31 protein-coding genes are annotated in these 26,247 nt (G+C 73.0%); 21 read left to right on the top strand and 10 right to left on the bottom strand.

Annotation, left to right across the window (positions count from 1 at the left end):
* The first annotated feature begins 82 nt into the window (after positions 1-82).
* The 4 genes from AOM01_RS06375 (at position 83) to AOM01_RS06365 (ending at position 3,187) form a co-directional block, all read left to right on the top strand.
* Complete coding sequence (locus AOM01_RS06375; protein ID WP_062290661.1) at positions 83-1,162, top strand: TerC family protein; 1,080 nt, start codon at positions 83-85, stop codon at positions 1,160-1,162.
* Positions 1,163-1,246: 84 nt separating this feature from the next.
* Positions 1,247-1,411, top strand: a complete 165-nt coding sequence (locus tag AOM01_RS14590; RefSeq protein ID WP_169746526.1) for a hypothetical protein — start codon at positions 1,247-1,249, stop codon at positions 1,409-1,411.
* Between the two features lie 107 nt (positions 1,412-1,518).
* Positions 1,519-1,989, top strand: a complete 471-nt coding sequence (locus tag AOM01_RS06370; RefSeq protein ID WP_062290658.1) for an SRPBCC family protein — start codon at positions 1,519-1,521, stop codon at positions 1,987-1,989.
* A 28-nt stretch (positions 1,990-2,017) separates the two neighbouring features.
* Positions 2,018-3,187: a MalY/PatB family protein gene (locus AOM01_RS06365; RefSeq protein WP_062290655.1), complete on the top strand. Its 1,170-nt coding sequence runs from the start codon at positions 2,018-2,020 to the stop codon at positions 3,185-3,187.
* Here AOM01_RS06365 and AOM01_RS06360 read toward each other — a convergent pair.
* The gene (locus AOM01_RS06360; protein WP_062290652.1) at positions 3,154-3,825 is read right to left on the bottom strand and encodes a class I SAM-dependent methyltransferase; all 672 of its coding nucleotides are present in this window, start codon (positions 3,823-3,825) and stop codon (positions 3,154-3,156) included. The genes AOM01_RS06365 and AOM01_RS06360 overlap by 34 nt on opposite strands.
* Before the next feature lie 62 nt (positions 3,826-3,887).
* Between AOM01_RS06360 and AOM01_RS06355 the strand changes: the two genes are divergently transcribed.
* From AOM01_RS06355 to AOM01_RS06335, 5 genes are all read left to right on the top strand, one after another.
* Positions 3,888-4,460 carry a hypothetical protein gene (locus AOM01_RS06355; protein WP_062290649.1) on the top strand — a complete coding sequence of 191 codons (573 nt, stop codon included), beginning with the start codon at positions 3,888-3,890 and terminating at the stop codon, positions 4,458-4,460.
* An 84-nt stretch (positions 4,461-4,544) separates the two neighbouring features.
* Positions 4,545-5,039, top strand: a complete 495-nt coding sequence (locus AOM01_RS06350; protein ID WP_062290647.1) for a copper chaperone PCu(A)C — start codon at positions 4,545-4,547, stop codon at positions 5,037-5,039.
* Complete coding sequence (locus AOM01_RS06345; protein ID WP_062290644.1) at positions 5,036-6,274, top strand: Dyp-type peroxidase; 1,239 nt, start codon at positions 5,036-5,038, stop codon at positions 6,272-6,274. The genes AOM01_RS06350 and AOM01_RS06345 overlap by 4 nt, the downstream gene beginning before the upstream one ends.
* Before the next feature lie 25 nt (positions 6,275-6,299).
* The gene (locus AOM01_RS06340) at positions 6,300-6,902 is read left to right on the top strand and encodes an RBBP9/YdeN family alpha/beta hydrolase (RefSeq protein ID WP_169746525.1); all 603 of its coding nucleotides are present in this window, start codon (positions 6,300-6,302) and stop codon (positions 6,900-6,902) included.
* Positions 6,899-7,798 carry a phosphotransferase gene (locus AOM01_RS06335; RefSeq protein WP_062290638.1) on the top strand — a complete coding sequence of 300 codons (900 nt, stop codon included), beginning with the start codon at positions 6,899-6,901 and terminating at the stop codon, positions 7,796-7,798. Before AOM01_RS06340 ends, AOM01_RS06335 begins: the two co-directional genes overlap by 4 nt.
* A gap of 33 nt (positions 7,799-7,831) precedes the next feature.
* Here the strand turns inward: AOM01_RS06335 and AOM01_RS06330 are convergent, their stop codons facing one another.
* Entirely contained in the window at positions 7,832-8,665 is an 834-nt protein-coding gene (locus tag AOM01_RS06330; RefSeq protein ID WP_062290635.1) for a siderophore-interacting protein, read from the bottom strand.
* Positions 8,666-8,817: 152 nt separating this feature from the next.
* Here AOM01_RS06330 and AOM01_RS06325 point away from each other — a divergent pair, with 152 nt between their 5' ends.
* The 10 genes from AOM01_RS06325 to AOM01_RS06280 all read left to right on the top strand — a co-directional run bounded on the left by AOM01_RS06325 (position 8,818) and on the right by AOM01_RS06280 (position 17,244).
* Positions 8,818-9,384 (top strand): GNAT family N-acetyltransferase, encoded by a 567-nt coding sequence (locus tag AOM01_RS06325; protein ID WP_062290633.1) that lies wholly within the window; start codon positions 8,818-8,820, stop codon positions 9,382-9,384.
* An 83-nt stretch (positions 9,385-9,467) separates the two neighbouring features.
* A complete protein-coding gene (locus AOM01_RS06320) occupies positions 9,468-10,265 on the top strand; it encodes a DUF2202 domain-containing protein (protein WP_062290630.1) in 798 nt (265 codons plus the stop codon).
* Position 10,266: 1 nt separating this feature from the next.
* Positions 10,267-10,965, top strand: coding sequence for a response regulator (locus AOM01_RS06315; protein WP_062290627.1), 699 nt, complete (start codon positions 10,267-10,269; stop codon positions 10,963-10,965).
* Entirely contained in the window at positions 10,962-12,041 is a 1,080-nt protein-coding gene (locus tag AOM01_RS06310; RefSeq protein ID WP_062290624.1) for a sensor histidine kinase, read from the top strand. Before AOM01_RS06315 ends, AOM01_RS06310 begins: the two co-directional genes overlap by 4 nt.
* A 32-nt stretch (positions 12,042-12,073) precedes the next feature.
* Positions 12,074-12,973 carry a phosphotransferase gene (locus AOM01_RS06305; RefSeq protein ID WP_062290621.1) on the top strand — a complete coding sequence of 300 codons (900 nt, stop codon included), beginning with the start codon at positions 12,074-12,076 and terminating at the stop codon, positions 12,971-12,973.
* Positions 12,974-13,034: 61 nt separating this feature from the next.
* Positions 13,035-13,484 (top strand): DUF6174 domain-containing protein, encoded by a 450-nt coding sequence (locus AOM01_RS06300; RefSeq protein WP_156155864.1) that lies wholly within the window; start codon positions 13,035-13,037, stop codon positions 13,482-13,484.
* A gap of 49 nt (positions 13,485-13,533) precedes the next feature.
* Positions 13,534-14,013 (top strand): cation:proton antiporter regulatory subunit, encoded by a 480-nt coding sequence (locus AOM01_RS06295; protein ID WP_062290616.1) that lies wholly within the window; start codon positions 13,534-13,536, stop codon positions 14,011-14,013.
* A 3-nt stretch (positions 14,014-14,016) separates the two neighbouring features.
* Entirely contained in the window at positions 14,017-15,261 is a 1,245-nt protein-coding gene (locus AOM01_RS06290; protein WP_082110042.1) for a cation:proton antiporter, read from the top strand.
* A 120-nt stretch (positions 15,262-15,381) separates the two neighbouring features.
* On the top strand, positions 15,382-16,722 hold the full coding sequence (locus AOM01_RS06285; RefSeq protein WP_062290613.1) for an MFS transporter: 1,341 nt from the start codon (positions 15,382-15,384) through the stop codon (positions 16,720-16,722).
* A gap of 15 nt (positions 16,723-16,737) precedes the next feature.
* Complete coding sequence (locus AOM01_RS06280) at positions 16,738-17,244, top strand: GNAT family N-acetyltransferase (protein WP_062290610.1); 507 nt, start codon at positions 16,738-16,740, stop codon at positions 17,242-17,244.
* Here AOM01_RS06280 and AOM01_RS06275 read toward each other — a convergent pair.
* Entirely contained in the window at positions 17,234-17,956 is a 723-nt protein-coding gene (locus AOM01_RS06275; protein ID WP_169746524.1) for a type IV toxin-antitoxin system AbiEi family antitoxin domain-containing protein, read from the bottom strand. The genes AOM01_RS06280 and AOM01_RS06275 overlap by 11 nt on opposite strands.
* Positions 17,957-18,418: 462 nt before the next feature.
* Between AOM01_RS06275 and AOM01_RS06270 the strand changes: the two genes are divergently transcribed.
* The gene (locus AOM01_RS06270) at positions 18,419-18,832 is read left to right on the top strand and encodes a type IV pilin protein (RefSeq protein ID WP_082110041.1); all 414 of its coding nucleotides are present in this window, start codon (positions 18,419-18,421) and stop codon (positions 18,830-18,832) included.
* Between the two features lie 58 nt (positions 18,833-18,890).
* On the opposite strand, the gene metE is transcribed toward AOM01_RS06270, so the two are convergent.
* From metE to AOM01_RS06250, 4 genes are all read right to left on the bottom strand, one after another.
* Positions 18,891-21,215: a 5-methyltetrahydropteroyltriglutamate--homocysteine S-methyltransferase gene (gene metE, locus AOM01_RS06265; RefSeq protein WP_062290600.1), complete on the bottom strand. Its 2,325-nt coding sequence runs from the start codon at positions 21,213-21,215 to the stop codon at positions 18,891-18,893.
* A gap of 158 nt (positions 21,216-21,373) precedes the next feature.
* The gene (locus AOM01_RS06260) at positions 21,374-21,871 is read right to left on the bottom strand and encodes a GNAT family N-acetyltransferase (protein WP_062290598.1); all 498 of its coding nucleotides are present in this window, start codon (positions 21,869-21,871) and stop codon (positions 21,374-21,376) included.
* A complete protein-coding gene (locus AOM01_RS06255; RefSeq protein ID WP_062290595.1) occupies positions 21,868-22,308 on the bottom strand; it encodes an OsmC family protein in 441 nt (146 codons plus the stop codon). Before AOM01_RS06255 ends, AOM01_RS06260 begins: the two co-directional genes overlap by 4 nt.
* A 70-nt stretch (positions 22,309-22,378) precedes the next feature.
* Entirely contained in the window at positions 22,379-23,266 is an 888-nt protein-coding gene (locus AOM01_RS06250; protein ID WP_062290592.1) for a methylenetetrahydrofolate reductase, read from the bottom strand.
* A gap of 132 nt (positions 23,267-23,398) precedes the next feature.
* Here AOM01_RS06250 and AOM01_RS06245 point away from each other — a divergent pair, with 132 nt between their 5' ends.
* Entirely contained in the window at positions 23,399-23,971 is a 573-nt protein-coding gene (locus tag AOM01_RS06245; protein WP_062290992.1) for a DNA-3-methyladenine glycosylase I, read from the top strand.
* A gap of 143 nt (positions 23,972-24,114) precedes the next feature.
* On the opposite strand, the gene AOM01_RS06240 is transcribed toward AOM01_RS06245, so the two are convergent.
* From AOM01_RS06240 to gcvT, 3 genes are all read right to left on the bottom strand, one after another.
* Positions 24,115-24,627 (bottom strand): (deoxy)nucleoside triphosphate pyrophosphohydrolase, encoded by a 513-nt coding sequence (locus tag AOM01_RS06240; RefSeq protein WP_304524051.1) that lies wholly within the window; start codon positions 24,625-24,627, stop codon positions 24,115-24,117.
* A 16-nt stretch (positions 24,628-24,643) separates the two neighbouring features.
* Positions 24,644-25,027 carry a glycine cleavage system protein GcvH gene (gene gcvH / locus AOM01_RS06235; protein ID WP_062290586.1) on the bottom strand — a complete coding sequence of 128 codons (384 nt, stop codon included), beginning with the start codon at positions 25,025-25,027 and terminating at the stop codon, positions 24,644-24,646.
* A 62-nt stretch (positions 25,028-25,089) separates the two neighbouring features.
* The gene (gene gcvT / locus AOM01_RS06230; RefSeq protein ID WP_062290583.1) at positions 25,090-26,220 is read right to left on the bottom strand and encodes a glycine cleavage system aminomethyltransferase GcvT; all 1,131 of its coding nucleotides are present in this window, start codon (positions 26,218-26,220) and stop codon (positions 25,090-25,092) included.
* Between the last annotated feature and the right edge of the window lie 27 nt (positions 26,221-26,247).

The following is a 26,247-nucleotide window of genomic DNA, read 5'->3' as shown; positions in this document are numbered from 1 at the left end:
GAGATCTTCGTGGATCCTCCCGGGCGGGCGCCGCACCAGCGGCGAAGGAGACCTCAGGACTTTCGTGTACCTGAGGAGCCCCATGTCCCCCCTCGTCCTCGAGGCAGCCGCGGCCGACGCCCCGCTGCACTCCATCGCCACCCCCGGCCTGTGGATCGGCACCATCGCCGCCGTCATCGGCCTGCTGATCTTCGACTTCATCGTCACCCGCAAGCCCCACGAGGTCTCCTTCAAGGAGGCTGTCGGCTGGTCGATCTTCTACATCGCGATCCCCCTCGCGTTCGGCGCGTGGGTGTGGGCGGCGCACGGTGGCGACATCGGTGTGAAGTACTACACGGGGTACATCGTCGAGAAGTCGCTGTCCGTCGACAACCTCTTCGTGTTCATCCTCATCCTCAGCGCGTTCGCGGTGCCGAGGATCCTGCAGCAGCGGGTGCTGCTCATCGGCGTGGCCGGCGCGATCGTGCTGCGCGGCGTGTTCATCGCGCTCGGCGCGGGCCTCATCGCGACGTTCGACTGGACCTTCCTCCTGTTCGGCGCGATCCTCTTCGCCACCGCGATCAAGGTGTTCCGGGACGCGCGCAGCGACCACGAGGAGGAGATCGACCCGTCCCAGATGCGGATCGTCAAGGTCCTCAGCCGGTTCTTCCCCGTCACCGGCGAGTACGAGGGCACCAAGGCCACCGTGATGCGCAACGGACGCCGCGCGCTCACCCCGCTGGCGCTGGTGATGGCCGCGATCATCGTCACCGACGTCGTGTTCGCCGTCGACTCGGTCCCGGCCGTCTACGGCATCACCGCGGACCCGTACCTGGTGTTCGCCACCAACGCGTTCGCGCTGCTGGGCCTGCGCGCCCTGTACTTCGTGCTCGAGGGCGCGCTGTCGAAGCTGGTCCACCTGGGCTACGGCCTGTCGATCATCCTGGGCTTCATCGGCGTCAAGCTGGTGCTCCACTGGGCCCACGGCGTCTGGCCCGGCGTCCCCACGGTCCCCACCACGTGGTCGCTGCTGGTGATCATCGGCGTGCTCGTCATCACCACCGTCACCAGCCTGCGCGCGTCGAAGCGGCTCGAGCGCGAGGAGGCGATCGCGCAGGCGGCCTCGCACCACGGGTTCGTCGACCCGACGCCCGAGCGCGCCACGGACCCGTCGCGCGACTGACACCTCGCTGTCCGCTCGATCGCGCGAGCCCCGCCGGGAAGGCCCGGCGGGGTTCGCGCGTTGGCCATCCACGGAGGTGCATTCATGAGACGCAGGTTCGGACGCTGGATGTTCATGGCGATCGCCATCCCCGTCGCCGCATGGGCGCTGGGCAAGGTCGCCGACAAGGTCGAGGAGCGCAACGGTCCCGACTCCAAGGCCGCCAAGGGGCTGAGGGTGGGCAAGCAGGTGCTCCGCCCCGGGTCCTGAGACCGCCCCCGCGCGGCGCCCGCGACGCTCCGGTTGACGTGCGACGCGCCTGCTACCAGGCTGAGGGCAGGACAGGCCGCCGGCCCGATCGACCCGGGGAGCGTGGGATGGACATCTCGTTCGAGGCGCCCGCCGAGCCTCCCGTGCTTGTGGCGACGGCGCGGCTCGCGTTTCCACTGTCGCGCGTGTGGACCGCGGTGACCGAGCCGCTCTACGTGCAGCAGTGGTGGGCCCCGCACGGGTACGTCAACCGCACGGTCGAGATGGATGTCGAGCCGGGCGGGTCATGGCGCGTGGTGCAGTCCGACCCGGAGGGCAACACGTTCTCCTTCTACGGCCGCTACGACAAGGTCGAGCCCCAGTCGCAGCTCACGTACACGTTCATCTCGGAGCTGTTCCCCGACGTGCTCACGTGGATGCGGATCGACATGGGCGCGACCCCGGCCGGCACCATGCTCGCCACCAGCCACCTGTTCCCCGACGACTACCACCGGACCGGGTACCTCAACCTGGGCGGGGTGGCCCGCATGCGGGAGTCGACGGAGCGCCTCGAGTCGCTGCTGCGGTCCATGTCCTGATCTGCACGGCTCGGCTAGTGTCGGGCACATGATCGCGGACCCTTTCTCCGTCCCCCTCGACCGCCTGCGCACCCGCACGTCGGCCAAGTGGCGCCACTACGAGCCCGACGTGCTCCCGCTGTGGGTGGCGGAGATGGACGTCGACCTCGCCGACCCGATCAGGGAGGCCCTCGAGGCCGCCGTCCGGGACGGCGACCTCGGCTACCCGGGCTCGACCCCGTACGTGCCGGCGTTCGTCGACTTCGCGCGCCGCGCCTGGGGCTGGGAGGTGGACGATGCGCGGGTCACCCCGGTCTCGAGCGTGATCGAGGGCTACGTGGACGCCCTGGTCGAGCTGACCGACGCGGGCGGCGAGGTCATCATCAACCCGCCTGTCTACCCGCCGTTCTTCCTCTACCTGCGCCAGGCGGGGCGCGCGATCCGCGAGGCGCCGCTGGGCAAGGACCTGCGGCTCGACCTCGAGTCGATCGAGCGGGCCATGGCGGAGGCGACCGCGGGCGGGCGTCGCGCCGCGTACCTGCTGTGCAACCCGCACAACCCCGGCGGCACGGTTCACACGCGCGAGGAGCTCGAGGCACTCGCGGCGCTCTCGCAGCGGTACGGCGTGCGGGTGGTCTCCGACGAGATCCACGCGCCGATCGTCTACCCCGACGCGACGTTCGTGCCCTATCTCGAGGTGGACCCGACAGGCATGGCGCTGCACGCCGCGTCGAAGGCGTGGAACCTCGCGGCGATCCCCGCGGCGCTGCTGGTCGGCGGTCCGGAGTCCGAGGGCTTCGAGTCGCACCGCGCCGGCAAGCATCACGGCCCCACCCACCTGGGCACCATCGCGCAGACGGCCGCCTACCAGCACGGCGGGGAGTGGCTCGAGGCGATGCTCGCAGGGCTCGACCGCAACCGGTTCCTGGTGCGCGACCTGGTCGCGGAGCACGCGCCGCAGGTGCGCTACACGGTGCCGGAGGGCACGTACCTCACGTGGCTCGACTTCGGGCAGCTGCTGGGCGACGAGCCGGCGAACGTGCTCATCGACCACGGCCGCGTCGCGCTCAACAACGGCCCGTACTTCGGCACCGGCGGCGCGGGCCACGCGCGCCTCAACATCGCGACGTCACCGGCGATCCTCGAGGAGGCCGCCCGCCGCATCGCGACCGGCATCGCGCGGGCTCAGGACGCGGGCCTGTCCCAGGTGAGCGTGTAGCGCCACAGCAGGTCGCGCGTATAGACGGACCCGGGGACGATGCGCGGGGCGGCGTCGCGCACGTCCGCGAACGAGTGCGGGGCGGGCCACGTGCAGTCGCAGCCGTGGTCCCAGTAGCCGCGGAACAGCCGGTGGAACTTGTCGACGAACGTCGCCCACACGTCGCGCGGCAGGTCCTGCGGCCAGTTCGACCTCGCCATGCCCACCACGAGCAGGCGACCGCCGGGCGCGACCAGGTCGCGCAGCCGCGCGAGGCCCTGCTCGAGGTCGAGGTGGTGCAGCACCGCGGAGGCGGTCACCACGTCGTAGGTGCCCAGATCCGCCGTCATCGCGTCGCCGACCTTGTACGTGATGGAGGGCGACTCGGCGGGCTCCTCCTCGGTGGAGGTGAGCAGCTCGACGGTGTGGCCCTGGGCGCGCGCCCGCGCGATCGCGGCGGGGTCCGCGTCGATGCCCGTCACCTCGAGCCCCCGCGCCGCGAGCCGGCGCGCGAGGTAGCCCTCGCCGCAGCCCACGTCGAGCGCGGTGCGGGCCGCGTCGGGGATGGTGCCCAGCAGGGGCGACATCGAGTGGATGTTGTAGTTCCAGCGCTGGTGGTCGGGCCGCTCCTTCGGGGCCTCGGCGGTCTGCTCGCTCATGACGCACCATCATCCCCCACGCGGAGCGGGACGCCCGTCCGCCCCGTGGGAGAATCGCGCACGTGAACGCGAACGTGACGAGGCTGGGGCGCGCGCTCGGCGCCTCGCTGCTGTCGACGTTCTCCGCGCTCGCCCTGCACGTGCTCGCCGGAGGCGAGAGCCCCACGCTGCTCGCCGTGGTGGCGCCGCTGCTCGCGGCCTTCGCGGTCGCGTTCCAGCTCTCCGGCCGGCCGCTCGGGCGGTGGCGGCTCGCCGCGATCGTCGCCGCGAGCCAGGCGGCGCTGCACACCACGTTCTCGATGGGCGCGCACGCGCCCGCGGCCGCGACCGACCACGCGCACCACGGTGCGCCCGTCCTGGACGGCGCCGTGACCGTCCACGCGACCATGCCCGTCGCGCACGGGGTCGCGGGCGCGCTCACGTACCTCGGCATCCGCCGCGCGAGCGCGCTGCTCGCCGCCCTCGGCCGCCTCGCCGCGATGGCCGCCCGGGCGTTCCTTCCCGGCCCCTCGCCGGCGCCCGCCGCCGCGCACGCGCCCGGCCCCCGCATCGTCCCCGCGCCGCGCGCTCCTCGCGCGGTCGCCGCGATCCTCCTCGCCTCCCTTCCGAGCCGCGCGCCTCCCGCGGCCGCCTGAGCACCGCATCCCCCGCGCGAGGCCTCGCGCACCCCTCAGGCATCCCCGCGCGCCCGCGCGCGACCCTTCATCTCAGGAGAGCTCATGCACGCCCGTCCCCTCGTCCTCGCCGCCTCCGCGGCCGCCGCCCTGCTGCTCGCCGGCTGCGCGCCCGACGCAGCGTCCGAGGACGCACCGCTCACCGTCACCGACCCGTGGGTGAAGACGGCCGTCCCGGAGGACATGATGTCCGCCGCGTTCGGCACGCTCACCAACACCACCGACGAGGACATCACCGTGGTCGCGGCGACGTCCGACGTGTTCCCGACCATCGAGCTTCACGAGGTGGTGGACGGCGCGATGGCGCCCGTCGAGGGCGGCTTCGACATCCCCGCCGGCGAGAGCCTCACCCTCGAGCCCGGCGGCTACCACCTCATGATCATGGAGTTGCCCGAGGCCATCGAGGCGGGCGACCAGGTCGACCTCACGCTCGAGCTCTCGACCGGCGCCACCGTGGACCTCACCGCGACGGCCAAGGACTTCGACGGCGGCAACGAGGAGTACCACGGGTCCGACATGGACATGGGGTCCTCCGAATGACGGGCCTGAGCCGGCGGCGGCTCCTCCTCGGAGGGGCCGCCGCCGGCGCGGGCGCCGCCGCGACGCTCGGCGCCGCGCGCGCCGGACTGATCCCCGTCGCCCTGCCCGATCCGGGCCCCGACGCCGCGGGCGTCAACGGCGAGCGCACCGTCCCGTTCCACGGCCCCCACCAGGCGGGCGTCACGTCCGCACCCGGCGCGCACGCCGTGTACCTGGCCTTCGACCTGCTCCGCGGGACCGATCGCGAGCGCCTCGCGGCCTGGCTGCGGCTCCTCAGCGACGACGCGGCGCGGCTCACGCAGGGCCGGGGCGCGCTGGCCGACCTCGAGCCGGAGCTCGCGGTGCGCCCCGCCGGCCTCACCGCGACGTTCGGGCTGGGGCGGGAGGCCGTGCGCCGCGCGGGCGCGGAGGCGCCGGCGTGGCTCGGGCCGCTGCCCGCGTTCCCGCAGATCGACGCGCTCGAGCAGCGCTGGTCCGGCGGCGACGCCGTGGTGCTTCTCCACGGGGACGATCCGACGTCGATCGCTCACCTCGCACGGATGATCGTGCGGGATTCGCGCTCCTTCGCGACGTTGCGCTGGCGCCAGGCCGGCTTCCGGCGGGCGTACGGCTCCGATCCCTCCGGCACCACCATGCGCAACCTCTTCGGCCAGGTCGACGGATCGACCACGCCCCGGCCGGGCGATGCGGCCTTCGACAGCGCCGTCTGGGCGGGGTCCGAGGCGCCCGCGTGGCTGCGCGGCGGGACCTCGCTGGTGCTGCGGCGCATCGCGATGGATCTCGAGGGCTGGGACGAGGTGGGCGTCGACGGCCGCGAGGCCTCCGTGGGGCGGAGGCTGTCCGACGGCGCCCCGCTCAGCGGGGGCGCGGAGAAGGATCCGATCGACCTCGAAGCGCGCGACGCCTCCGGGTTCACCGTCATCAACCCGGCCGCCCACGCCGCCCGCGCGCACGTCGCGGACCCGGCCCGGGGCATCGTCCGCATGGGCTTCACCTACGACGACCCGGTCGAGTCCGGCGCCACCGACTCCCGCGGACGGCCCGCGGTGTCCCACGTGGGACTCCTGTTCGGGTCGTGGCAGCGGGACGTGGACGCGCAGTTCGTGCCGATGCAGCGGAGGCTCGCCCAGGCGGACCTGCTCAACACGTGGACCACGCCCGTCGGGTCGGGGGTCTGGGCGATCCCGCCCGGCTGCGAGGAGGGCGGGTTCGTCGGGGAGACGCTGTTCGGGTGACCGCGGCGCTGCCAGGATGGTGCGCGTGACCGACACTCGCGTCCTGCTGCTCCACGGCTACGAGCACACCCGGCCCGCGCCGCACTGGCTCCGCTGGCTCGCGGCGTCGTTGCGCAAGTCTCGGGTCCCCGTCCAGTACCCGCAGCTGCCGGCGCCCGGCGCTCCCGAGCCCGAGGCGTGGGCGGACGTCGCGCGGACCGAGCTCGAGATGCTGGCGGAGGGGCGCGGCGAGCGGGTGGTGGTGACGCACTCGCTCGGCGGCATCCTGTGGCGACGCCTCGCGCCCACGCTCGATGCGGCGCTGCTGCCGTCGCGCGTGCTCATGGTCGCGCCTCCCTCGGCGTCCCGGCTGGCGGGGCCGCTGGCCGGCTTCGCCGCGGGGGACGATGCCCCGGCCGGGTCGGACGGCCCGCCCACCCTGGTCGTGGCGCGCGAGCGGGATCCGTACCGCGACGGAGAGGTGGCGACGCTGGCGCACGCGTGGGGGGCCGGCGCGGTCGAGCTGCCCGGCACCGGTCACCTCAACCCCGACGACGGGCACGGCCCGTGGGCGTCGGCGCTCGACTGGGTCCTCGACGGCGACGCCCGGTGGCGGCTCGGGGAGGGCGCCCGTAGCCTCGACGCATGAGCACAACGGGGTGGTCGACTCCTGCCGCCGGCATCGCCGTCGGTCCCGCGCTGATCCGCACTCTTCTCGAGCGCGACCATCCCGACCTCGCGACGCTGCCGCTGGGCGAGGCGTACGAGGGGTGGGACAACGTCACGGTCCGCCTCGGGGACGAGCTCGCGGTCCGCGTGCCACGGCGGGCCCTGGCCGGCGGAGTGGTCGAACGAGAGCACCTGTGGCTGCCGCGCCTCGCGGAGGCGTGGGACTTCCCCGCCCCGGTGCCGGTGCGCCTCGGCGAGCCGTCCGACGAGGTGCCGTGGGCATGGGCGGTGGTGCCGTGGCTCGACGGCGTGCGCGCGTACGACGCCCCGCTCAACGGTCGCGGAGCCGCGGACCTGGGGCGCGCGCTCGCGAGGCTCCACGCGCCGGCGCCCCCCGACGCGCCTCGCAACCCGTTCCGGTCGCCGCCGCTCGCCGAGCGGGCCGAACGCTTCGACGACCGCGTCGAACGCCTCCTCGATCTCGGGGTGGCGATCGACGCCGATCTGGCGCGCGAGCACTTCCATGCCGGCGCGGTGCAGCGCCGCCCGCTGGAGACGTGGACCCACCTCGACCTGCACGGGGCGAACGTGCTGACCGCCGGCGGCCGCCTCGCGGGCATCCTCGACTGGGGCGACATGGGCGTCGCGGACCCGGCGACGGACCTGGGGCAGGCATGGTGCCTCGTGGGAGGCGCGCACCTGCGCGACCTGCTCAAGGGCTACGACGACGCGATCACGCCGCTGGACGAGTCCGCGCTGCAGCGGATGCGCGCGGAGGCAGTCGCGTACGCCGTGACGCTGGCCTCGCTCGACGAGCAGCCGTACCGCGAGGCGGGCAGGCGGGCGCTCACGGACCTGGAGGTCCTGGCGGGGTGAGGCGCCGGGGCAGGCGCGCGGCGAGGCGCGCCGTCAGGCGCCCATGCTCTGGAGGAACGGCTCCAGCTCGACCCAGTTCTCCTCGTCGCTGCGGTCCTCGCGCCACAGCGCCATGTACTGCGCCTTGGTCTCCTCCGACGCCTCCTCCCACACCCGCACGGCGTGGGCGAGGTCGCGGTGCCAGTAGCCGACAATCCGGAAGTGGGTGAGCGGCAGGCCGTACTCGCGGCGCAGCAGCTGACGGATCGCGCGGGAGTCCTTGGACTCGCACGCGACCCAGATGTAGGCACGCGCGGCGGGCTCGAGCAGGGTCTCCGAGAACTCGACGAGCGCCTCCTTGAGGACCGAGCGGCGGGTGCCGTTGCCGCCGAGCCGCCAGTCGACGGTCACGGTCGCCGCGGACGGCAGCTCGCGCGCCTCGGCCATGTCGGCGAGCTCGATGATGACGTGGAAGCGCTCGTCGGGGCTCGCCTGGGCGAGCGCGCGGGCGATCGCGGGCAGCGCCGTGGCGTCGCCGACCATCAGGCGGACCCCGGCACCCTCGGGCACCTCGTAGTACGCCTTGGGCTCGGACACGTCGGTGCGGTCGCCCGGACGGGCGTGCCGTGCCCACGTGGCGCCCGGGCCGTCGCCGTGGACGAAGATCTCCATCTCGAAGCCGTCCTCGGTCAGCGCGCTCACGGTGTAGTGGCGCGCGCTGTGACCGTCGGCGTCCTGCGTCTCCGCGCCCACTTCGACGTGCACGAACTCGTCGGGACGGCCGGTCGACACCCACGAGCCGGGATCGTCGAGCCGCAGGCGCAGCCTCATCATGTGAGGCGTGACCTGCTCGGCAGCGGTGACGGTGGCGCCGTGCGTGGTCTCCAAGGGGACTCCGATCGTGGGGCTGTCGAGTGCCGGAACGTAGGTGAGGCTTGCCTCACCGGTCGAGTGTAGACCACATTCGAAACGTCGACGTTGCCTAATTCAAATGCGCGAAATGCCGGGGTGACGCCGTTATGTCTCGCTATCGTGTGCCCGTGGCATTCGCTCCCCTGCACACCGCGCGGCTCGTGCTCCGCCCCTTCACGGAGGCGGACGCCGAGGATTTCGCCGCGCGTCGCTCCGACCCCGAGACCGCGATGTATCAGGCGTGGCGGGTCCCCTACTCGGTCGAGAAGGCGCTCGAGCTCATCCGCGAGAGCGCGCGCCACGAGGGCCCGATGCCGGGCCACTGGTACCAGCTGGACGTGCAGCGCCTCGCGGACGATCGCACCGTGGGCGACGTCGCCGTCTACCTTCACGACCACGGTCACACCGCGGAGATCGGGTACACCCTCCACACGTGGGCGCGCCGCAAGGGTTACGCGACGGAGGCCGCGGCGGCGCTCATCGACCACCTGGTCGACGTCACCGGGGTGCATCGCATCGAGGCGGCGACCCACCCGGACAACCGGCGGTCCATCCAGGTGCTCGAGCGCCTCGGGTTCGTCGCCGAGGGCGTCAAGCGCGAGGCGTTCTGGGTCGAGGACGAGGTCTCGGACGACGCGATCTTCGGCCTGCTCGCACGGGACTGGACCGCGCACCGGGACACCCTGGGGATCTAGCTTCACGGAATCTTCACGCGGGCGATGCGCGCCCCTTCATGCGGGCCCGGTGGACTGGAGTCATCCGACGGAAGGGGACTCCGATGACCACGCGCACCACCCGATACGCGCTCGCCGCAGCGGCGGGAGCCGCCCTGATCGCCGCACCGGTGGGGGCGGCGTGGGCAGGGGCCGCGGGCGATGACGGCCCGCAGGACGGGTACGCCCGCGACACGGGCGGGATGATGGGCGGGATGATGGGCGGCGCCTGGGACCACGACGAGGACGACGATGCGCGAGGCCACGCGGGGATGATGGGCGACGACCGTTCCGGCGACCGGTCCGACGACGGCGGCTGCCTCGGTCTCGAGTACCTCGAGGACCTTGAGGTCGACGGCGACCCGACCGACGCCGATGCGGCGACGCTCGCGCGCATCGCGGAGGAGGAGCGCATGGCGCACGACCTGTACGTCGAGCTCGCCGACGCCTGGGACCTGCGCGTGTTCGCGATGGTCGCGCGCGCGGAGGACCACCACCTCGACGCGGTCCGCCACCTGCTCGACGCGTACGGCCTCGACGATCCGACCGCCGACGCACGCGACGGGGTGTACGCCGATGACGACCTCCAGGCCATGTACGACGAGCTGCTCGCCCAGGGAACCGCATCCGTGACCGGCGCGCTCGACGCCGGCGCGTTCGTCGAGGAGACCGACATCGCCGATCTTCGCGACCAGTCGGCCGACTCGGATGCGGCCGCCGCGCTCCTCGACCGTCTCGAGGAGGCGAGCGAGCACCACCTCGCGGCGTTCGTCCGCGCGCTCGACCGCGAAGGCGTCGCGTACGAGGCGTCCGTCCTGGATCCGGCCGAGGTGGAGGACCTCACCGGCGTGCCCGCTCCCTAGGATGGCAGGCGTGGGCGCACGCACCGTGCTGGTGGTCGACGACGAGCCTCACATCCGTGAGCTCGTGTGCGGCTACCTGCGCCGCGACGGCTTCGCGGCCGCCGAGGCCGGATCGGGTGAGGAGGCGCTCGCCACGCTCGCGCGCGATGCCGTCGACCTCGTGGTGCTCGACGTGCGGCTGCCCGGGATCGACGGCATGGAGACCCTGCGCCGCCTGAGGCGGACCTCCGACGTGCCCGTGCTCATGCTGACCGCGCGCGCGGAGGAGGCGGATCGCATCGTCGGCCTCGAGATCGGCGCCGACGACTACGTGACCAAGCCGTTCAGCCCGCGCGAGGTGGTGGCACGGGTGCGTGCGATCCTGCGACGCGGGGACACGTCGGAGCGCGGCGCGGACCGTGTCGACGTGGGCGACGTGCGCATCGACCTCACCGGGCGCGAGGTCTCGGTGGCGGGCGTGCCCGCGGTGCTCACCGCGCTCGAGTTCGATCTGCTCGCCGCGCTCGCCTCCGCGCCGGGTCGCGTCTTCACGCGTCGGCAGCTGATCGAACGCGTGTGGGGCTGGGACTTCTTCGGCGACGAGCGCATCGTCGACGTCCACATCCGGAAGGTGCGTCGCGCTCTCGGCGACGATGCGGAGGCACCTCGCCTGGTGCACACCGTCCGCGGCGTCGGCTACAAGCTGGCGGCCGCGACATGACCACCGTCCGCACGAGGCTGCTCGCGTCGCACCTCACGGTCGCGGCAGTCGGGGTGGCGGCGCTCGTAGTGGTGGGCGCGGTGGTGGCCAACGTCTCCGTCAACCGCCACATGGGCGCCGAGCACGGCGCGATGATGGGCGGGTCGAGCGCCCGCGACCTGCTCGCGGCCGCACTGCCCGCCGCGCTCGGCTGGGGCGCGGCGGCGGGCCTTGCCGCGGCCGCGGCGGCGGCGCTGGTGATGTCCCGGCGCATCGCGGTCCCGCTGACCGCGATCCGCGAGGCGACGCGCGCGATCGCGGGCGGGGACTACTCGCGCCGGGTGCCGCATCCCCCCGAGGAGGAGCTCGCCGCGCTCGCCGCGGACGTCGACGCGCTGGCGACGCGCCTCGCGGACGGGGAAGCACGGCGCACGCGGCTGATCGACGAGGTCGCGCACGAGATGCGGACGCCCCTCACCACCATCCGCGGCACCATGGAGGCGCTCATCGACGGCGTCGAGGAGCCCTCCGAGGAGGCCTACGAACGGGTCGCCGGCGAGGCGGCCCGGCTCGCGCGCCTCGCCGAGGACCTGTCGACGCTGTCGCGCGCGGAGGAGAGCACGCTGACGCTGCGGCGCGGCCCCGAGGACCTGGCCGCTCTCGCGCGCGCCGCAGCGGACCGGCTGCGCCCGCAGTTCGAGCACGCCGGCGTGACGCTCGACGTGCGGACCACGGTCGCGGTGCCCGTGCAGGCCGACCGCGACCGCATCATGCAGGTGCTGGTGAACCTGATCGGGAACGCGCTGGCGCACACGCCCGCGGGCGGGCGCGTCGTGGTCACCGCCGAGGCTCGGGGGGACGATGCCGTGGTCGAGGTCGCGGACGACGGCGCCGGCATCGAGGCGGCGGACCTCGAGCGCGTGTTCGACCGCTTCTACCGGCGACCGCGACCGGACGGCACGGCCGGCCGCGGCATCGGCCTCACCATCGCCCGGTCCCTCGCCCGCGCCCACGGCGGCGACGTTGTCGCGCGCTCGCCCGGGGCGGGCAGCGGCGCGACCTTCTCCGTCACATTGCCGAGCGTCATGCCTGCGTGATCGGGCATCGTCCCGGCGCTAGGGTGGCGAGCATGTTCCCGGGTGCGCGCACGATCGACCCCCTGGTGGTGGAGGACGCGACCGTGCGCGCCCTCATCGACGACCAGTTCCCGCACCTCGCGGATCTCGAGCTCGGGCGGCGGTACACGCTCGAGGACCACTTCGCCATCCGGATCGGCGACCACCACGGCGCGCTGTTCCCGCGCTTCGCGGAGGACGACGCTCTGTTCCGGCGCGCCGCCGACGTGATCGCGCCTCACATCGACCGGTGGGGTTTCCCCGTGAGCGCCCCGATCGAGACGGGCCTGCCCGGCCGCGGCTTCCCGTTCCATTGGGCGCTGGTGGACTGGGTCTCGGCCTCCACCGCCGCCTTCGTGCCGCTGCACGCCGCCTCCGCCAGGGATCTCGGCGCGGCGCTGCGCGCGATCCACGCGCCCGCGCCGCCCGACGCCCCCGCGAATCCGCGGACGTCGGCGGGGCTCGGGTCGCTCGTCGAGGAGTGGGAACGGCTGCTGGTGTTCGCGTCGCTGCGCGGCGCCCCCGAGAACCGCGTGCTCGACGTCGAGGCGACGGACGCGCTGTTCCGCACGGGCGTCGAGACGCGGGTCGACGTGCCGGCGGCGTGGACGCACGGCCGGCTCGAGCCGCGCTCGATCCAGTCCGACAGGGGCCGCTTCGCGGGCGTCCTGATCTGGCACAACTTCGGCGCGGGCGATCCCGCGGCGGACCTGGGCGGGGCCGCCACGGTGGTGCCGCTCGAGATGCGCGACGAGCTCTACGCCGGCTACGGCGACGTCACCGCGGCCACGGCGTGGCGCGCGCAGGCCTACCAGCTGTTCGCCTCGATGCGGCACATCGAGCTCGACGACCCGTTCCTCGCACGCATGGCGTGGGAGCGGCTCATCGAGCTGGGCCTGGCGCACGAGGCCTGAGCCCGGTCACGATTCGGCCACACCCCTCGACGGGGCGGCTGCCAGGCGCGATGCTCGGGGAATGAAGCGGGGGACGATGCGCGGGGCCGGGTCGGGCGCGGCGGTGTGCGCGGTCGCGGCGATGCTGGCAGGGTGCGCCGCGCCGGAGCGCGAGCCCGGCGGCGCGGCGGAGCCGTGGGACGAGCCCGCCGAGTACACGTACGAGGCGACCATCACCGTGTTCGGGCCCGCGGCCGGAGAATGGCGCGTCACGGTGCGGAACCGGGACGTCGTCGAGGTCGAGCCGCTCGACGAGGAGGCGGAGTACTCGGAGGGCTCGCACGGGGCGACCGCCGCCGACTTCCTCACCTTCTCCGAGGTCGAGGAGTGGCACGCGAGGCTGGCCGACGCCGCGGTCAACCGGCTCACCAGGGACTCCGACGGCGCCCTCGCGAGCTTCGAGGTCGACGGCTCGGAGGATGTGTTCGACGACGAGTTCACGATCGTGGTGTCCACGGTCACCGTCCCCTGATGCGGGCCGGTCGTAGCCGTCGGCCCACGTACGTGGGACAGTAGGCCGCATGGACATCTTCGAGACCCCGCTCCCCGGAGTCGGCGTCCGCTATGAGTTCACCGCGGAGGGCGGCGACCACATCGGCGTGGTGGTCCGTCGCGACGGCAAGCGCGACCTCGCCCTGTACGACCGCGAGGACCCCGACGCGTGCCGCGGCACGGTGGAGCTGTCCGAGGGAGACTCGGGCAAGCTCGCGGACCTGCTGGGCGGCACCAACATCATCGCCAGGCTCGAGGACCTCCGTCACACCATCGTGGGGCTCGCGATCGAGTGGGTCACCATGCCGCGGTCCGGCGGCCTGGTGGGCCGCTCGCTCGCGGAGGGCCGGATCCGCACCGTCACGTCCGCGTCGGTGGTCGCGGTGATCCGCGGGGACCAGGGCATCCCCGGCATCGAGCCGTCCTTCATCTTCGAGCCGGGGGACGTGGTCCTCGTGATGGGCTCCGACGAGGCCGTGGACCGCGCGGCCGCGATCCTGACGGGCTGACCGATGGACGCCGCGACCGCACCCTTCACGGGCCTGCGCGTCGCAGTCGAGGGCGCCCACGGGGGCGACACCGCGCTGGTGTTCATCGAGCTCGGGGTCGTGTTCCTGGTCCTCGCGCTGCTGGGCCGCCTCGCTGGACGCATCGGGATCCCCTCGATCCCGCTGTACCTGCTCGCGGGCCTGCTCATGGGCGACGGCGGCTTCATCCCCATCAGCGCGGGTGAGGAGTTCCTGTCGATCGGCGCGCAGATCGGGATCGTGCTGCTGCTCCTGCTGCTCGGGCTCGAGTACTCGCCCGACGACCTCCGTGTGGGCATGCGGACCACCTGGCAGGCCGGGCTGCTGGACCTCGCGCTCAACGCGACGCCAGGGCTGCTGGTCGGGCTGATGATGGGCTGGTCCGTCACCGCCTCGGTGCTGCTCGCGGGCGTCACCTACATCTCCAGCTCGGGCATCATCGCGCGGCTGCTCGACGACTTCGACCGGGTCGCCAACCGCGAGACCCCCGTGATCCTCAGCCTGCTGGTGATGGAGGACATCGCGATGGCGCTGTTCCTGCCGATCCTCGCGGTGATGCTGGTGGGCGCGACGCTGCTGCAGGGCGCGATCGCGGCGGCCATCGCGATCGCGATCGTCGCGGCGGCGTTCCTGTTCGCGATGCGCTTCTCCCGGCAGCTGTCGACCGTGGTGCACTCGCACTCGCGGGAGCTGCTGCTGCTGAGCGTGCTGGGCCTCGCGTTCCTGGTCGCGGGGCTCGCGGAGGCGGTCCAGGTGTCCGCCGCGGTGGGCGCGTTCCTCCTGGGTCTCACGCTGTCGGGCAACGTCGCCGACCAGCTGCGCAGCCTCATGCCGCCTCTGCGCGACGTGTTCGGCGGGATCTTCTTCGTGTTCTTCGGCATCAGCATCGACCCGCGCGACCTGTGGCCGGTGCTGCTGCCCGCGCTCGGGCTCGCGCTCGTGACCGCCGTCACCAAGATCGTGACCGGCGTGTGGGCCGCACGACGGGTGGGGATCGGCCCCAAGGGCCAGTGGCGCACCGGGCTGTCGCTGATCCCGCGCGGCGAGTTCTCGATCGTCATCGCCGGACTCGGCGTGGCGGCCGGGGCGCAGCCGCTCCTGGGCCCGTTCGCCGCGGCGTACGTCCTCACGCTCGCGATCGTCGGATCGATCCTCATGCGCTACGCGGACCACATCCCGTCGCCGCTCAAGCCCCCCGCCCCACGGTCACGGTCCCGCACGCCCGTGTGAGACGATGTCCCATCGTTCCGGCGGGCCTCACCCGGGGACGATGCGCCGGCCACGTCGCGCAGTAGGTGTGGCTTCCGCGCGAGGACGCGCGAGATGTCTTCTTCCCTGTGAGGTTCCGTCATGCTCTCCCCCTATCGGGGCATCCTCGCCCTGCCCGGCGCCCGCGCGTTCACCGCGTGGGGTCTGCTGGCACGCATCCAGATGGGGCTCACCGGTCTCGCCACCTTCCTGCTGGTGCAGATCGAGTACGGCCGCTACGAGTACGGCGGCATGGTGGTGGCCGCGATCGCCGTGTCGTACGCGATCGTCTCGCCCCAGGTGGGGCGGCTCGTGGACGCGTACGGCCAGTCGCGCGTGCTGCGCGTCGGGTACGCGATCGCGATCGTCGGGCGCCTGGCGATGATCGCGGCGGCGCTCACCCATCAGCCCATCTGGGTCCTGATCGCACTGACGCCGCTGTTCGCGGCGGGCGGCACGCAGTCCACGCATACCCGCGCCCGCTGGACGCACATCGTGCCCGACAAGGACTCGCTCAACACCGCCTTCTCGCTGGAGTCGTCGCTCGAGGAGGTGCTGTTCATCGCCGGGCCGGCCCTCGCGACGGTGCTCGCGACGCAGGTGTCGCCGTGGCTGCCGTCCGCCATCGCGGTGGTGTCGCTGGCCGTGGGCGGCTACGGCTTCCTCGCGCTCAAGGCCACGGAGCCGCCGGCCCGGAACGCCGATGCCCGCCGTTTCCAGGCGGACCACGACCACAGCACCGCGCTCGTCGTCGACGGCACGCTCGAGCGCGTGGGCCTGCCGCCGCGGCCCCGCGGCCTGCGCCGGTATCGCGGCGCGCTGCGCGGCCACCTGCTGGTGACCACCCCCGCGCTGGTCGTCACCACGGTGATCTTCGCGACGCAGGGCGCGATGTTCGCCTCGGTCGACGCGGCGACGGTCGCGTTCGCGGAGGAGCTGGGGCACAAGGACAAGGCGGGACTGGTGCTCGCGGTGTGGGCGGTCGGGTCGCTCGTCGGCGGTCTCGCGTACGGCTCGCGCGTCTGGGCGCGGACGCTCGCGTCGCGGCTGCTGTGGGGCGTGTCGGTGACCGGGGTGGGCGCGGTGTCGTTCATGTTCGCGCCCGGCCTGCTCGCGCTGGGAGCGCTGATGTTCCTCACGGGACTCGCGATCGCGCCGACCATGGCGGTGGGCGACGGCGTCACGCATGCCCTGGTGCCGCGCTCACGCCTCACCGAGGGGATGACGTGGACCCGCACCGGGATGGACGTCGGCATCGCGGCGGGCGCGTGGCTCGCAGGTGCGATCATCGACCGTCACGGCTCGCAGGGCGGCTTCCTCGTGACGGCGTGCGCCGGCGTCGCGGGCGTCGTGATCGCGGCGCTCTCGTGGCGGTACCTGCGCGCCCGTCGCGCGTACGAGGAGCAGATCACGCGCGACGCCGACCTCGTGGTCGCGGCCTGACCGGATAATGGTCGCGTGATCCGAGACGCCGTCCCCGCCCGCGATGCCGCCCGCATCGCCGAGATCTACGACCACTATGTCGCCACCGCGACGGCGACGTTCGAGACCGAGACAGTATCGGTCGACGAGATGTGGGCGAGGATCGCGCGCATCCAGGAGCGCGGGCTGCCGTGGATCGTCGCCGAGAGGGACGATGCGGTGGTCGGGTACGCGTACGCCGGCCCGTTCCGCGACCGCGCGGCCTACCGCCACACGCTCGAGTCGACGATCTACCTCGACGCGTCAGCGCGCCGGTCGGGCGTGGGCACGTCGCTGTACACGGCGCTCATCGCACGGCTGCGCGCCCTCGACACCCCGACGCACGCGCCCGTGCACTCCGTGATGGGCGTGATCGCGTTGCCGCATGAGGGCTCGGTGGCGCTGCACGAGCGGCTCGGCTTCGCTCACGTGGGCACCATCGCGGACGCGGGCTACAAGTTCGACCGCTGGATCGACGTGGGCTACTGGCAGCTCATGCTCTGACGCCGTACAACCGCGCATAGGCGCTCTTGCGTCGTTGCCCCGAGGCGGTGATCGCGACGTCGCGGACCGGCAGGTCCTGGATGAGCGCCTTGGCGATGTCGCGGGCGCTCTCCCCCACGCCCGAGCGCTCGGGGCTGTGGATGAGGTCGAGCGCGGTCTGGATCCGCGACGTGTACCGGACCGTGCAGAGGTCACCGGTCATCGTGTCGAGGACGGGCCCTGCGCGCGCTGGCCGTGCTGGCTCACGCGTCCAGGCCGGCCAACCGATGTGGGACTCGTCGCGCTGGTGGAAGCGCACCGTCGTGGCGATTCCTGGCAGGTTGCGGTCGCGCGTCTGACGCGGCACCGTGACGTGGACCTCGCTGGCCCACTGCTCGCAGACCCCGTGGAGCGCGGCCGCAGAGATGCCGGACACGTAGGGCCACACCGCTCCGAAGGTGCGGGCACCGAGGAGCCACGCGACCTCGACGGGATCCGGCGCCCAGTCGACCTCCGCGTCGCGCGGCGCGACGAGGTGGAGTCCGGGCGCAACGGTGCGGATCGCGCCGCTCACGCGGTGCCGCTCGAGCCACGCCTGCGGCGCGTCCGTCGCGCGCCACAGCTCCGCCGTCGTGAACAGGGGAAACCCCTTCGGCACCCGGGAACGCCAGCCGGCGAGCGTGGTCCATCGCGCCCGCGGCGAGTCCCGCAACGGCGGCCGGTTCACATGCATGTCTCGCCCCTCTCCCCACGGGCGAGCGCGGACCGCCTCTCGTGTGCCGCACCCCTCGCCGTTTTCATGCAGTCTCGCGGCGGCGCCGCGGCCGAGGCGCGGCTTCACGGCCGTTCTCGGGACAAGCGCGCCAGCCGCGGGGGCCGGGGACATCGGCACCTGCGCACGGTTTCACCTCGACATGCTCACATCAACCCTGGTAGACGAGCGCTGCCGACCATCCGCCCCGTGGGCGCGAGGCGCGGACCGCGATCCGGACCGCCGTGATCCGTCGCCTCCCGAGCCCGGGCCGCGCCCGCGAGAGTGCATGAAAACGGCGAGGAGCGTCGCACGACCCTCGGCATCCCCGGGCGGCGCTCAGGAATCGCGTACGCTGTCGCTGCGCTGACCAGGCCTCATGCTTATTGCGCTGAGCGGGCGCCACGGGTCACACTGAGGTTCGAGCCTTGAGGGGGGTTCATCATGCGGGGGAGATTCACGCGCCGGGACGGCGGGTACTCGATGGTCGAGCTGGTGGTGGTGATCGTCATCATCGGCGTGCTGGCGGCGGTCGCGATACCGCTGTACCTGAACCACCAGAACAAGGCCAACGACGCGGCCGCGCAGTCGGACGCCATGAACCTCGGCACGCTCATCCGCGCCGCCTACGACGAGAACGCCACGGTGGTCGACGTCGACATGGTGGACGGCGAGTACGTCATCGACGGCGACGCGGTGCTCGCCGCATCGCCTGGCGTGGAGTTCGTCACCTGGAAGCCGGGCGGCATCGACGGCTGGTGCGTCCAGCTCAAGCATCCTCACGGCGACGTCTCCGACGACCCCGGGGTCCGGTTCGACGCGAAGAACGGCTACGTCGAGAACGCCGAGTGCGCCTGACATAGCGCCGCGGCCCGACCCCCGTGACGGGGAGCCGGGCCGCGGACCAGGGAGGACGCTACGCGCGGACGGCGCGCGTCGCCTCCATCATGTGCTCGAGCGTGGCGGTGGTCTCCGCATACGCACGGGTCTTGAGACCGCAGTCCGGGTTGACCCACAGCTGCTTGCCGGGGATCGACTCCTTGGCGAGCGCAAGCAGCTCCGTGATCTCCTGGGTCGACGGCACGCGCGGCGAGTGGATGTCCCACACACCAGGGCCGATCTGGCGCTCGTAGCCGTGACCCTTGATCGCCGGCAGCACCTCCATACGGGAGCGAGCCGCCTCGATCGAGGTGACGTCGGCGTTGAGGCCGTCGATCGCGTCGATGATCTCGCCGAACTCCGAGTAGCACAGGTGCGTGTGCACCTGGGTGTCGTCGTGCGCGCCGGACGTGGCCAGGCGGAACGAGTTCACCGACCATTCGAGGTACGCGGCCTGGTCGCGCTTCTTCAGCGGGAGGAGCTCGCGCAGGGCCGGCTCGTCGACCTGGATGATGCCGATGCCGGCGGCCTCGAGGTCACGGATCTCGTCGCGCAGGGCGAGAGCGACCTGGTTCGCCGTGACTCCCAACGGCTGGTCGTCGCGCACGAACGACCACGCGAGGATCGTCACGGGGCCCGTGAGCATGCCCTTCATCGGCTTGTCCGTGAGCGACTGCGCAAAGGCGGTCCACGCGACGGTCATCGGCTCGGGACGGGTGACGTCGCCCCACAGGATCGACGGACGCGTGCAGCGCGAGCCGTACGACTGCACCCAGCCGTTGACGGTCACGTCGAAGCCGTCCAGCAGCTCCGCGAAGTACTGGACCATGTCGTTGCGCTCGGCCTCGCCGTGCACCAGGACGTCGAGACCCAGCTCCTCCTGCAGGGTGACCACGCGGGCGATCTCCGCCTTCATGGCCTCCTCGTAGGCAGCGTCGTCGATCTGCCCCTTGGCCCACGCGGCGCGCGCCTTGCGGATGTCCTGCGTCTGGGGGAACGAGCCGATCGTGGTGGTCGCGAGCTCCGGCAGGGCGAAGCGGGCGTCCTGAGCCGCCGCTCGCACCGCGTACGCGGGACGGTCAAGGTCCGCGGGCGTGACCGCCGCGAGGGCCGCGCGCACGTCCGCCTTGTTGGTGCCGGGGTGAGCCTTGCGCGAGGCGAGGGCGGCGCGGGCCGCTGCCAGCGCATCGTCCACCGCCTCCTCGCCCTGCGCGCGAGCCGTGGCGAGCGTGACGACCTCGGCGACCTTCTGGTCGGCGAAGGCGAGCCAGCTGAGCAGCTCGGCGCCCAAGTGCTCCTCACCCTCGAGGGTGTGAGGCACGTGGAACAGCGACGTGGAGGTCGAGACCGTGACGGTCGCGCCGAGCGCCTCGACCTCCGCCGCCTTGCGCAGCGCGGCGTCGAGGTCGGTGCGCCAGATGTTGTGGCCGTCGACCACACCGGCGACCACGGTCACGCCGGACAGGTCCGTGCCCGAGGGCACAGCGCCGCGCACCAGGTCGAGGCCGATCGCCTCGACGCCGGAGTCCTTGAGGACGGGGAGGGCGTCGTCGAGCGAGTTGTACGGCGCCGCGACGAACAGCGCGGGGCGGTTCGCGAGAGCGGCGAGCGAGCCGTAGACCTTGGCGGCGTTGGCGAGGACCTCGTCACGGTCGGCATCGATGTCGGCGACCAGGATGGGCTCGTCGATCTGGACCCACGGAGCACCCGCGGCCTTGAAGGCCTCGAGCAGGTTGCCGTAGACCTCGAGGACGTCCTCGAGACGCTCGATGGGGCGGAAGCCCTCAGGCGCCTCGTCGCTGGCCTTGGACAGGTAGAGGAACGTGAGCGGGCCGGTGATGACGGGACGCGTGACGTAGCCGGCGTCCTTCGCCTCGACGAACTGGTCGACCCAGCGGGTGCTCGACAGCGCGAACGCGGTCTCGGGGCCGATCTCGGGGACCAGGTAGTGGTAGTTCGAGTCGAACCACTTGGTCATCTCGAGCGGGGCCTTGTCGCCCACGCCGCGCGCGATGGTCGAGTAGCCGGCCAGGTCGACGGAGCCGTCGGCGGCACGGAGGTCCGCGAAGCGCGTGGGCACGGCGCCCAGGGTGACGGCGGCGTCGAGCACGTGGTCGTAGAACGAGAAGTTGGACGGGATCGCCGCGGCGTCCTTGTCGAGGCCCAGCTGCGCGAGGTTCGCGAGGTTCGCGAGGCGAAGCTCCTTCGCGGAGGCCTCGAGCTCGGACGCGGTGGTCGCGCCCTTCCAGAAGGACTCGAGCGCCTTCTTCAGCTCGCGCATGCGGCCGATGCGGGGGTAGCCCAGGATGGTGCCGCCCGGGAAGGTGTGCGCAGGGACAGAGACGTTGTTCTGCTCAGACATGATTCCTCATGGGGGTGGTGCGCGGCGGGCTCGCCATTGCGCTTGGTCGACGCGACACGCGCCGAGTTGCGCGGTCAGACTAACGCGTCGCGCCGCCTTCCGCCAGGGGCAATGTCCGCGACGTGGACGCGGCGTCCCACTTGGTGGACGCCTGTCGATCAGCCCTGAAGCGGCGCGGTGTCGGCCATCTCGACCACCGAGATGACCGCACCGGTGCGGCTGACGCGCTCGCTCCGACCCGTGATCCGCATGCCCCATGCCTGGTAGAGCGCGATGTTGGCGGACTCCGAGGCGCGCACCAGGCAGCTCAGGCCGGTCCGCCCCTGAGCGTGCGCGTGGGCGCGAAGGGCGCGCACGAGCGCGCCGGCGATCCCGCGCCCGCGCGCGCCGGGCACCACGCCGAGCCTTCCGAAGTACAGCGAGCCGTCCGCGGCCGGGTGGTGCTTCGCGGACGCCACCGCGTGTCCCTCGACCCGCACGATCGCGACGGACGTCCCGCCCGCGATCTCCTCGAGCAGGGTGGCGCGGGTCTCCGTCATCGCGCCCGAGGCGAGGCCGGTGGCGGCGTACTCCGCGAAGGCCGCGTGCATCACCGCGATCACCTCCGCGACGCCGTCGGGGCCCGCGTCGACCTCGATCGCGAGCGGCGCGCTCACGCGCCCGGGTCCGCACCCGCCTCGACGAGCGCGACCGGCACGCCCGCCTCGACGGTGCGGGAGACGGTGCAGTGCTTCTCGTGGGAGGCGCGCAGCGCCGCGCCGATGCGCTTGCGCGCGGCGTCGCCCTCGGCCCCGTCCGGGAAGGCCAGGTCGAAGGCCACGCGGATGTTCTCGAGGATGTTCGCGCCGTCGTCGCTGATCTTGTCCGCGGACGCGGTGACCTCGAAGCGGTCCGGCTCCGCGCGGCGCGAGGTCATCGCATCGACGTCGATCGACGAGCAGCCGGCGATGGCGGCGAGCATGAGCTCGACCGGGCTGAGCAGGCCCTCGCCCCGCCCGAAGCGCAGCTGGGAGCCGTCCGCGCCGGTGGCGACATAGACGCCCTCGGACTCGCGGGTGAGGGTGACGGAACGGGGCGTGGAGGTGCGGGTCATGCGTCGATGGTCGCATGCCCCGGGGGGTGCGCGGTTCGGCGTCGGCACGCGGTGCGCCGGGGCGCGAGCCTCAGCCGCGGACGAGCCCCATCGCACCGACCAGCTCCAGCGCCGCCGTGCTCTGGTTGAAGGTGATGATGTGGATGCCGGGGGCGCCCGCGTCGAGCAGGCCGCGCGCGAGGCGCGCCGCGTGCTCCACGCCCGCGGCGCGTGCCGCGGCGTCGTCCTCCGCGGCCTCGAGCGCGGCGCACAGCTCGGCGGGGGTGTCGACGCCCGTGAGCTCGGCGGCACGGACGGCACGGCGGGTGTTGACGATGGGCATGACCTCGGGGATGACGGGGATCCGGATGCCCTCCGCCGCGGCGTCCTCCACGAGCGAGGTGTACTGCCCGACCTCGTAGAACACCTGCGTGATGGCGAAGTCCGCGCCCGCGTCCTGCTTGGCGCGAAGCACGTCGAGGCTCAGCTGACGGAACCGATCGATCGCGTGCTGCGCCGGGAACGCCGCGACGCCGACGCTGAGGTTCGTCACGCCGTGGGCATGCGCGACCTCGCGGACCAGCGCGACCAGCTCGTGCGCGTAGAGCAGCCCGTCGGGGTGCGGCCGCCAGTCCGCCTGGCCGCGCGGCGGGTCGCCGCGCAGCGCGAGGAAGTCCTGGACGCCCTCCTCGAGGTAGGCCTCGACCACGTCGACGAGCTCCGCGCGCGACTGCCCGACGCACGTGAGGTGAGCGAGCGGGGGCACCGTGTGGTCGGCGGCGAGGCGCCGCACCACGTCGCGCGATGCGCCCTGCGTGGTGCCGGCGGCGCCGTAGGTGATCGACATGAAGTCGGGCCTCGTCGCCGCGAGCACGTCCATGGTCTGCTCGAGCGTCGACTGAGCGGCGGGCGTGCGCGGCGGGAACAGCTCGTACGAGAGCGTCGGCCGGCCGGCGGCGAGGAGGTCACGGATCGTCATGGCGCGCTCACGATACCCGGCCCCTCGGCGTGCGGCCAGACCCGATGTCCCCGGGACGTCGCCACGCCGGTCCCGTCCCCAGGTGCCGTCGTGCGCGGGGCGACCGTCGCATCGTCCCGTCACACTGGGGTCATGATCACGGAGACGAACGACCTGATCCGCTGCTTCGGCGCCGGCGACCCGCTGTACGAGAGGTACCACGACGAGGAGTGGGGCGTGCCGGTGCACGGCGACTCGGCGCTGCTCGAGAGGATCGTGCTCGAGGGGGCGCAGTCCGGGCTCGCGTGGATCACCATCCTGCGCAAGCGCGAGGGTTACCGCGAGGCGTTCGCGGGCTTCGATCCCGCCGCGATGGCGGCGTTCGGTGACGCTGATGTCGAGCGGCTGATGGCGGACCCCGGGATCGTGCGGAACCGCCGCAAGATCGAGTCGGCGATCGTGAACGCGCGCGCGACGGTCGCGCTGCGCGAGGAGGGCACGAGCCTCGACGAGCTGTTCTGGAGCTTCGCCCCGGAGGCGCGGACGTCGGCGCCGGCCTCGTGGGAGGACGTGCCGGCCTCGACCCCCGAGTCCGTCGCCCTGGCGAAGGCGCTCAAGCAGGCGGGGTTCGTGTTCGTCGGCCCCACGACCATGTACGCCGCGATGCAGGCGTGCGGGCTGGTGGACGACCACATCGCGGGGTGCGTCGCCGCCGCGCAGGGGTGAGCGGGACGTCGAGCCGTGAGCGTGCGAGCCGGGTCGCGGGCCTCCGGGACCAAGGTCCGTCGCGAGTTGTCCACATTTGTATCCACTTGATGTGGATATGTCCGGATTGACGCGACCGGGCGCGTGAATCGTGCGCGGCAGGGTCAGCAGTAGGCGCTGCGGTGCCGTTCGATCGCGTCGTCGAGGAGCGCCTCGACGATGCGCTTGTCGGCGGGCAGCCACGGCACGTCGCGCCAGCCGCCCGGCTCGAGCCAGCGGAGCTCGTCGTGGTCCTCGAGGGGCCTCGGCTCGACCGCCGCACCGTCGGCACCAGGGAGGATGCGGGCCCACCACACGCGCATGACCAGCCGCTCGAGGTCCGCGTCGCCGGGGCGGAGCATCCACACCGGGGCGTCACCGCACGAGTCCTCGATACCGTGGCCGTCGTCGGGCCCGATCACCTCGTCGCCGATCTCGACCTCGACGCCGAGCTCCTCGCGCAGCTCGCGCCGCAGCGCGTGCTCCGCGCTCTCGCCGCGCTCGACCTTCCCGCCGGCGAACTCCCACAGGCCGGCCAGCTGGGAGGGTGCGCTGCGGCGCGCGGCGAGCAGGCGGCGCGGCGCCTCGAGGGAGTCGGTGATGGCCGCGGCCACCACCAGGCGCGTGTTGACAGGCACGGGGACGGCCCGCCTGCTACTCGACCGTCGCGGCGTACGCCTCGGCATCGAGCAGGTCGGTCGCGGTCTCGGAGACCTCGACCTTGAAGATCCAGCCGTCGCCGTACGCGTCGGAGTTGATGGTCTCGGGCGCGGACTCGAGGCCCTCGTTGATCGCGGTGACCGTCCCGGAGACCGGGGAGTACAGCTCGCTCACGGCCTTGGTCGACTCGAGCTCGCCGCAGACCTCGCCCGCGATCACGGTGTCGCCCACCCGGGGCGCCTCGACGTACACGATGTCGCCGAGCGCCTGCGCGGCGTGCTCGGTGATGCCGACGGTCACCTCGGCGCCCGCGTCGGGCTCGCCGGAGACCCACTCGTGCTCGGCGGAGTACGCGAGCTCCTCGGGAACGTTCGACATGACTACCCCTCTCTGGGGACGGTTCTGCGGTGAAGCGCCGGCGGGCCGGCCCTGGGACGAGCCTACGAGGCCCGCGAGTAGAACGGTAGCGCCGTGACGGTCATGTCCTCGCGTCGCCCGCGCACGTCGATCCCGACCACCGTGCCGGGCTCCGCGAGCGTCGGCGGCACGTACGCCATGGCGATCGGGCGGCCGAGCGTCGGGGAGGGTGCGCCGGACGTCACCACGCCCACGGCGACACCGTCGGCGTCGAGCACCGGGTAGCCGGCGCGCGCGGCTCGACGCCCGTCGCCCACGAGGCCCACGAGCACCCGCGAGGGCCCCTCGACCTTCGCGCGCAGCAGCGCCTCGCGGCCCACGAACTCGCCGCGCGGCTTGGCGGCCGTGCCGAACGCGACGATGCGGCCCAGCCCGGCGTCGAAGGGCGTGGTCTCGCGCGTGAGCTCCTGGCCGTACAGCGGCATGCCCGCCTCGAGGCGGAGGGTGTCGCGCGAGGACAGGCCGCAGGGGACGATGCCGTCCGCGGCGCCGGTCGCGAGCGCGAGCGCCCACACGGCGGCGGCCTCGTCGGAGTCGACGAAGAGCTCGAATCCGTCCTCGCCGGTGTACCCGGTGCGCGCCACGAAGGCGTGGATGTCGCCGCTGAGCAGGACGTTCGCCGCCGAGTAGTAGCGCATCGCGCGGATGTCGTCGTCGCCGCGCGTGCACATGCGCGCCACGATGTCCTCCGCGCGGGGGCCCTGCACGGCGATGAGCGCGACCTCGGCGGAGATGTCCTCGAGGGTCGCCGCATAGCCCTCGAGGCGGGCGCCGAGCTCCGCGACCACGACGTCCTTGTTGGCGGCGTTCGCGACGATGATGAAGTGGTCCCAGTCGCGCCGGTACACGATGAGGTCGTCGATGACGCCGCCGTCGGGCGTGCAGAGCATCGTGTACTTGGCACCCCACAGCGCCACCGCGGACATGCGGCCCGCAAGCGCGTGGTCGAGGAACGCCTCCGCGTCGTCCCCGCGCACGGAGATCTCGCCCATGTGGGACAGGTCGAACAGCCCCGCGGCGGTGCGCACGGCCGTGTGCTCGGCGATGTCGCCCGTGTAGCGGACCGGCATCTCCCAGCCCGCGAACGGGACGAGCGTCGCGCCGAGCGCGACATGCTGGTCGTGGAGCGGGGAGCGCAGGGTGGCGTCGGACATGCGGTCAGCCTAGCGGCGGGCGCGGGT

The sequence above is a fragment of the Demequina phytophila genome, from assembly GCF_000971135.1.
Classification (GTDB): Bacteria; Actinomycetota; Actinomycetes; order Actinomycetales; family Demequinaceae; genus Demequina; species Demequina phytophila.
This window is presented reverse-complemented; position numbering and strand designations above follow the sequence as displayed.

Bases quoted from the DNA above. Each gene is read 5' to 3' on its own strand.
- AOM01_RS06295 (WP_062290616.1), top strand. From the start codon at position 13,534: ATGGACATCTTCGAGACCCCGCTCCCCGGAGTCGGCGTCCGCTATGAG.
- AOM01_RS06335 (WP_062290638.1), top strand. From the start codon at position 6,899: ATGAGCACAACGGGGTGGTCGACTCCTGCCGCCGGCATCGCCGTCGGT.
- AOM01_RS06300 (WP_156155864.1), top strand. From the start codon at position 13,035: ATGAAGCGGGGGACGATGCGCGGGGCCGGGTCGGGCGCGGCGGTGTGC.
- AOM01_RS06320 (WP_062290630.1), top strand. From the start codon at position 9,468: ATGACCACGCGCACCACCCGATACGCGCTCGCCGCAGCGGCGGGAGCC.
- AOM01_RS14590 (WP_169746526.1), top strand. From the start codon at position 1,247: ATGAGACGCAGGTTCGGACGCTGGATGTTCATGGCGATCGCCATCCCC.
- AOM01_RS06290 (WP_082110042.1), top strand. From the start codon at position 14,017: ATGGACGCCGCGACCGCACCCTTCACGGGCCTGCGCGTCGCAGTCGAG.
- AOM01_RS06250 (WP_062290592.1), bottom strand. From the start codon at position 23,266: ATGACGATCCGTGACCTCCTCGCCGCCGGCCGGCCGACGCTCTCGTAC.
- AOM01_RS06350 (WP_062290647.1), top strand. From the start codon at position 4,545: ATGCACGCCCGTCCCCTCGTCCTCGCCGCCTCCGCGGCCGCCGCCCTG.
- AOM01_RS06315 (WP_062290627.1), top strand. From the start codon at position 10,267: ATGGCAGGCGTGGGCGCACGCACCGTGCTGGTGGTCGACGACGAGCCT.
- metE (WP_062290600.1), bottom strand. From the start codon at position 21,215: ATGTCTGAGCAGAACAACGTCTCTGTCCCTGCGCACACCTTCCCGGGC.
- AOM01_RS06360 (WP_062290652.1), bottom strand. From the start codon at position 3,825: ATGAGCGAGCAGACCGCCGAGGCCCCGAAGGAGCGGCCCGACCACCAG.
- gcvH (WP_062290586.1), bottom strand. From the start codon at position 25,027: ATGTCGAACGTTCCCGAGGAGCTCGCGTACTCCGCCGAGCACGAGTGG.
- AOM01_RS06375 (WP_062290661.1), top strand. From the start codon at position 83: ATGTCCCCCCTCGTCCTCGAGGCAGCCGCGGCCGACGCCCCGCTGCAC.
- AOM01_RS06255 (WP_062290595.1), bottom strand. From the start codon at position 22,308: ATGACCCGCACCTCCACGCCCCGTTCCGTCACCCTCACCCGCGAGTCC.
- gcvT (WP_062290583.1), bottom strand. From the start codon at position 26,220: ATGTCCGACGCCACCCTGCGCTCCCCGCTCCACGACCAGCATGTCGCG.
- AOM01_RS06305 (WP_062290621.1), top strand. From the start codon at position 12,074: ATGTTCCCGGGTGCGCGCACGATCGACCCCCTGGTGGTGGAGGACGCG.
- AOM01_RS06365 (WP_062290655.1), top strand. From the start codon at position 2,018: ATGATCGCGGACCCTTTCTCCGTCCCCCTCGACCGCCTGCGCACCCGC.
- AOM01_RS06270 (WP_082110041.1), top strand. From the start codon at position 18,419: ATGCGGGGGAGATTCACGCGCCGGGACGGCGGGTACTCGATGGTCGAG.
- AOM01_RS06245 (WP_062290992.1), top strand. From the start codon at position 23,399: ATGATCACGGAGACGAACGACCTGATCCGCTGCTTCGGCGCCGGCGAC.
- AOM01_RS06275 (WP_169746524.1), bottom strand. From the start codon at position 17,956: ATGCATGTGAACCGGCCGCCGTTGCGGGACTCGCCGCGGGCGCGATGG.
- AOM01_RS06370 (WP_062290658.1), top strand. From the start codon at position 1,519: ATGGACATCTCGTTCGAGGCGCCCGCCGAGCCTCCCGTGCTTGTGGCG.
- AOM01_RS06345 (WP_062290644.1), top strand. From the start codon at position 5,036: ATGACGGGCCTGAGCCGGCGGCGGCTCCTCCTCGGAGGGGCCGCCGCC.
- AOM01_RS06310 (WP_062290624.1), top strand. From the start codon at position 10,962: ATGACCACCGTCCGCACGAGGCTGCTCGCGTCGCACCTCACGGTCGCG.
- AOM01_RS06285 (WP_062290613.1), top strand. From the start codon at position 15,382: ATGCTCTCCCCCTATCGGGGCATCCTCGCCCTGCCCGGCGCCCGCGCG.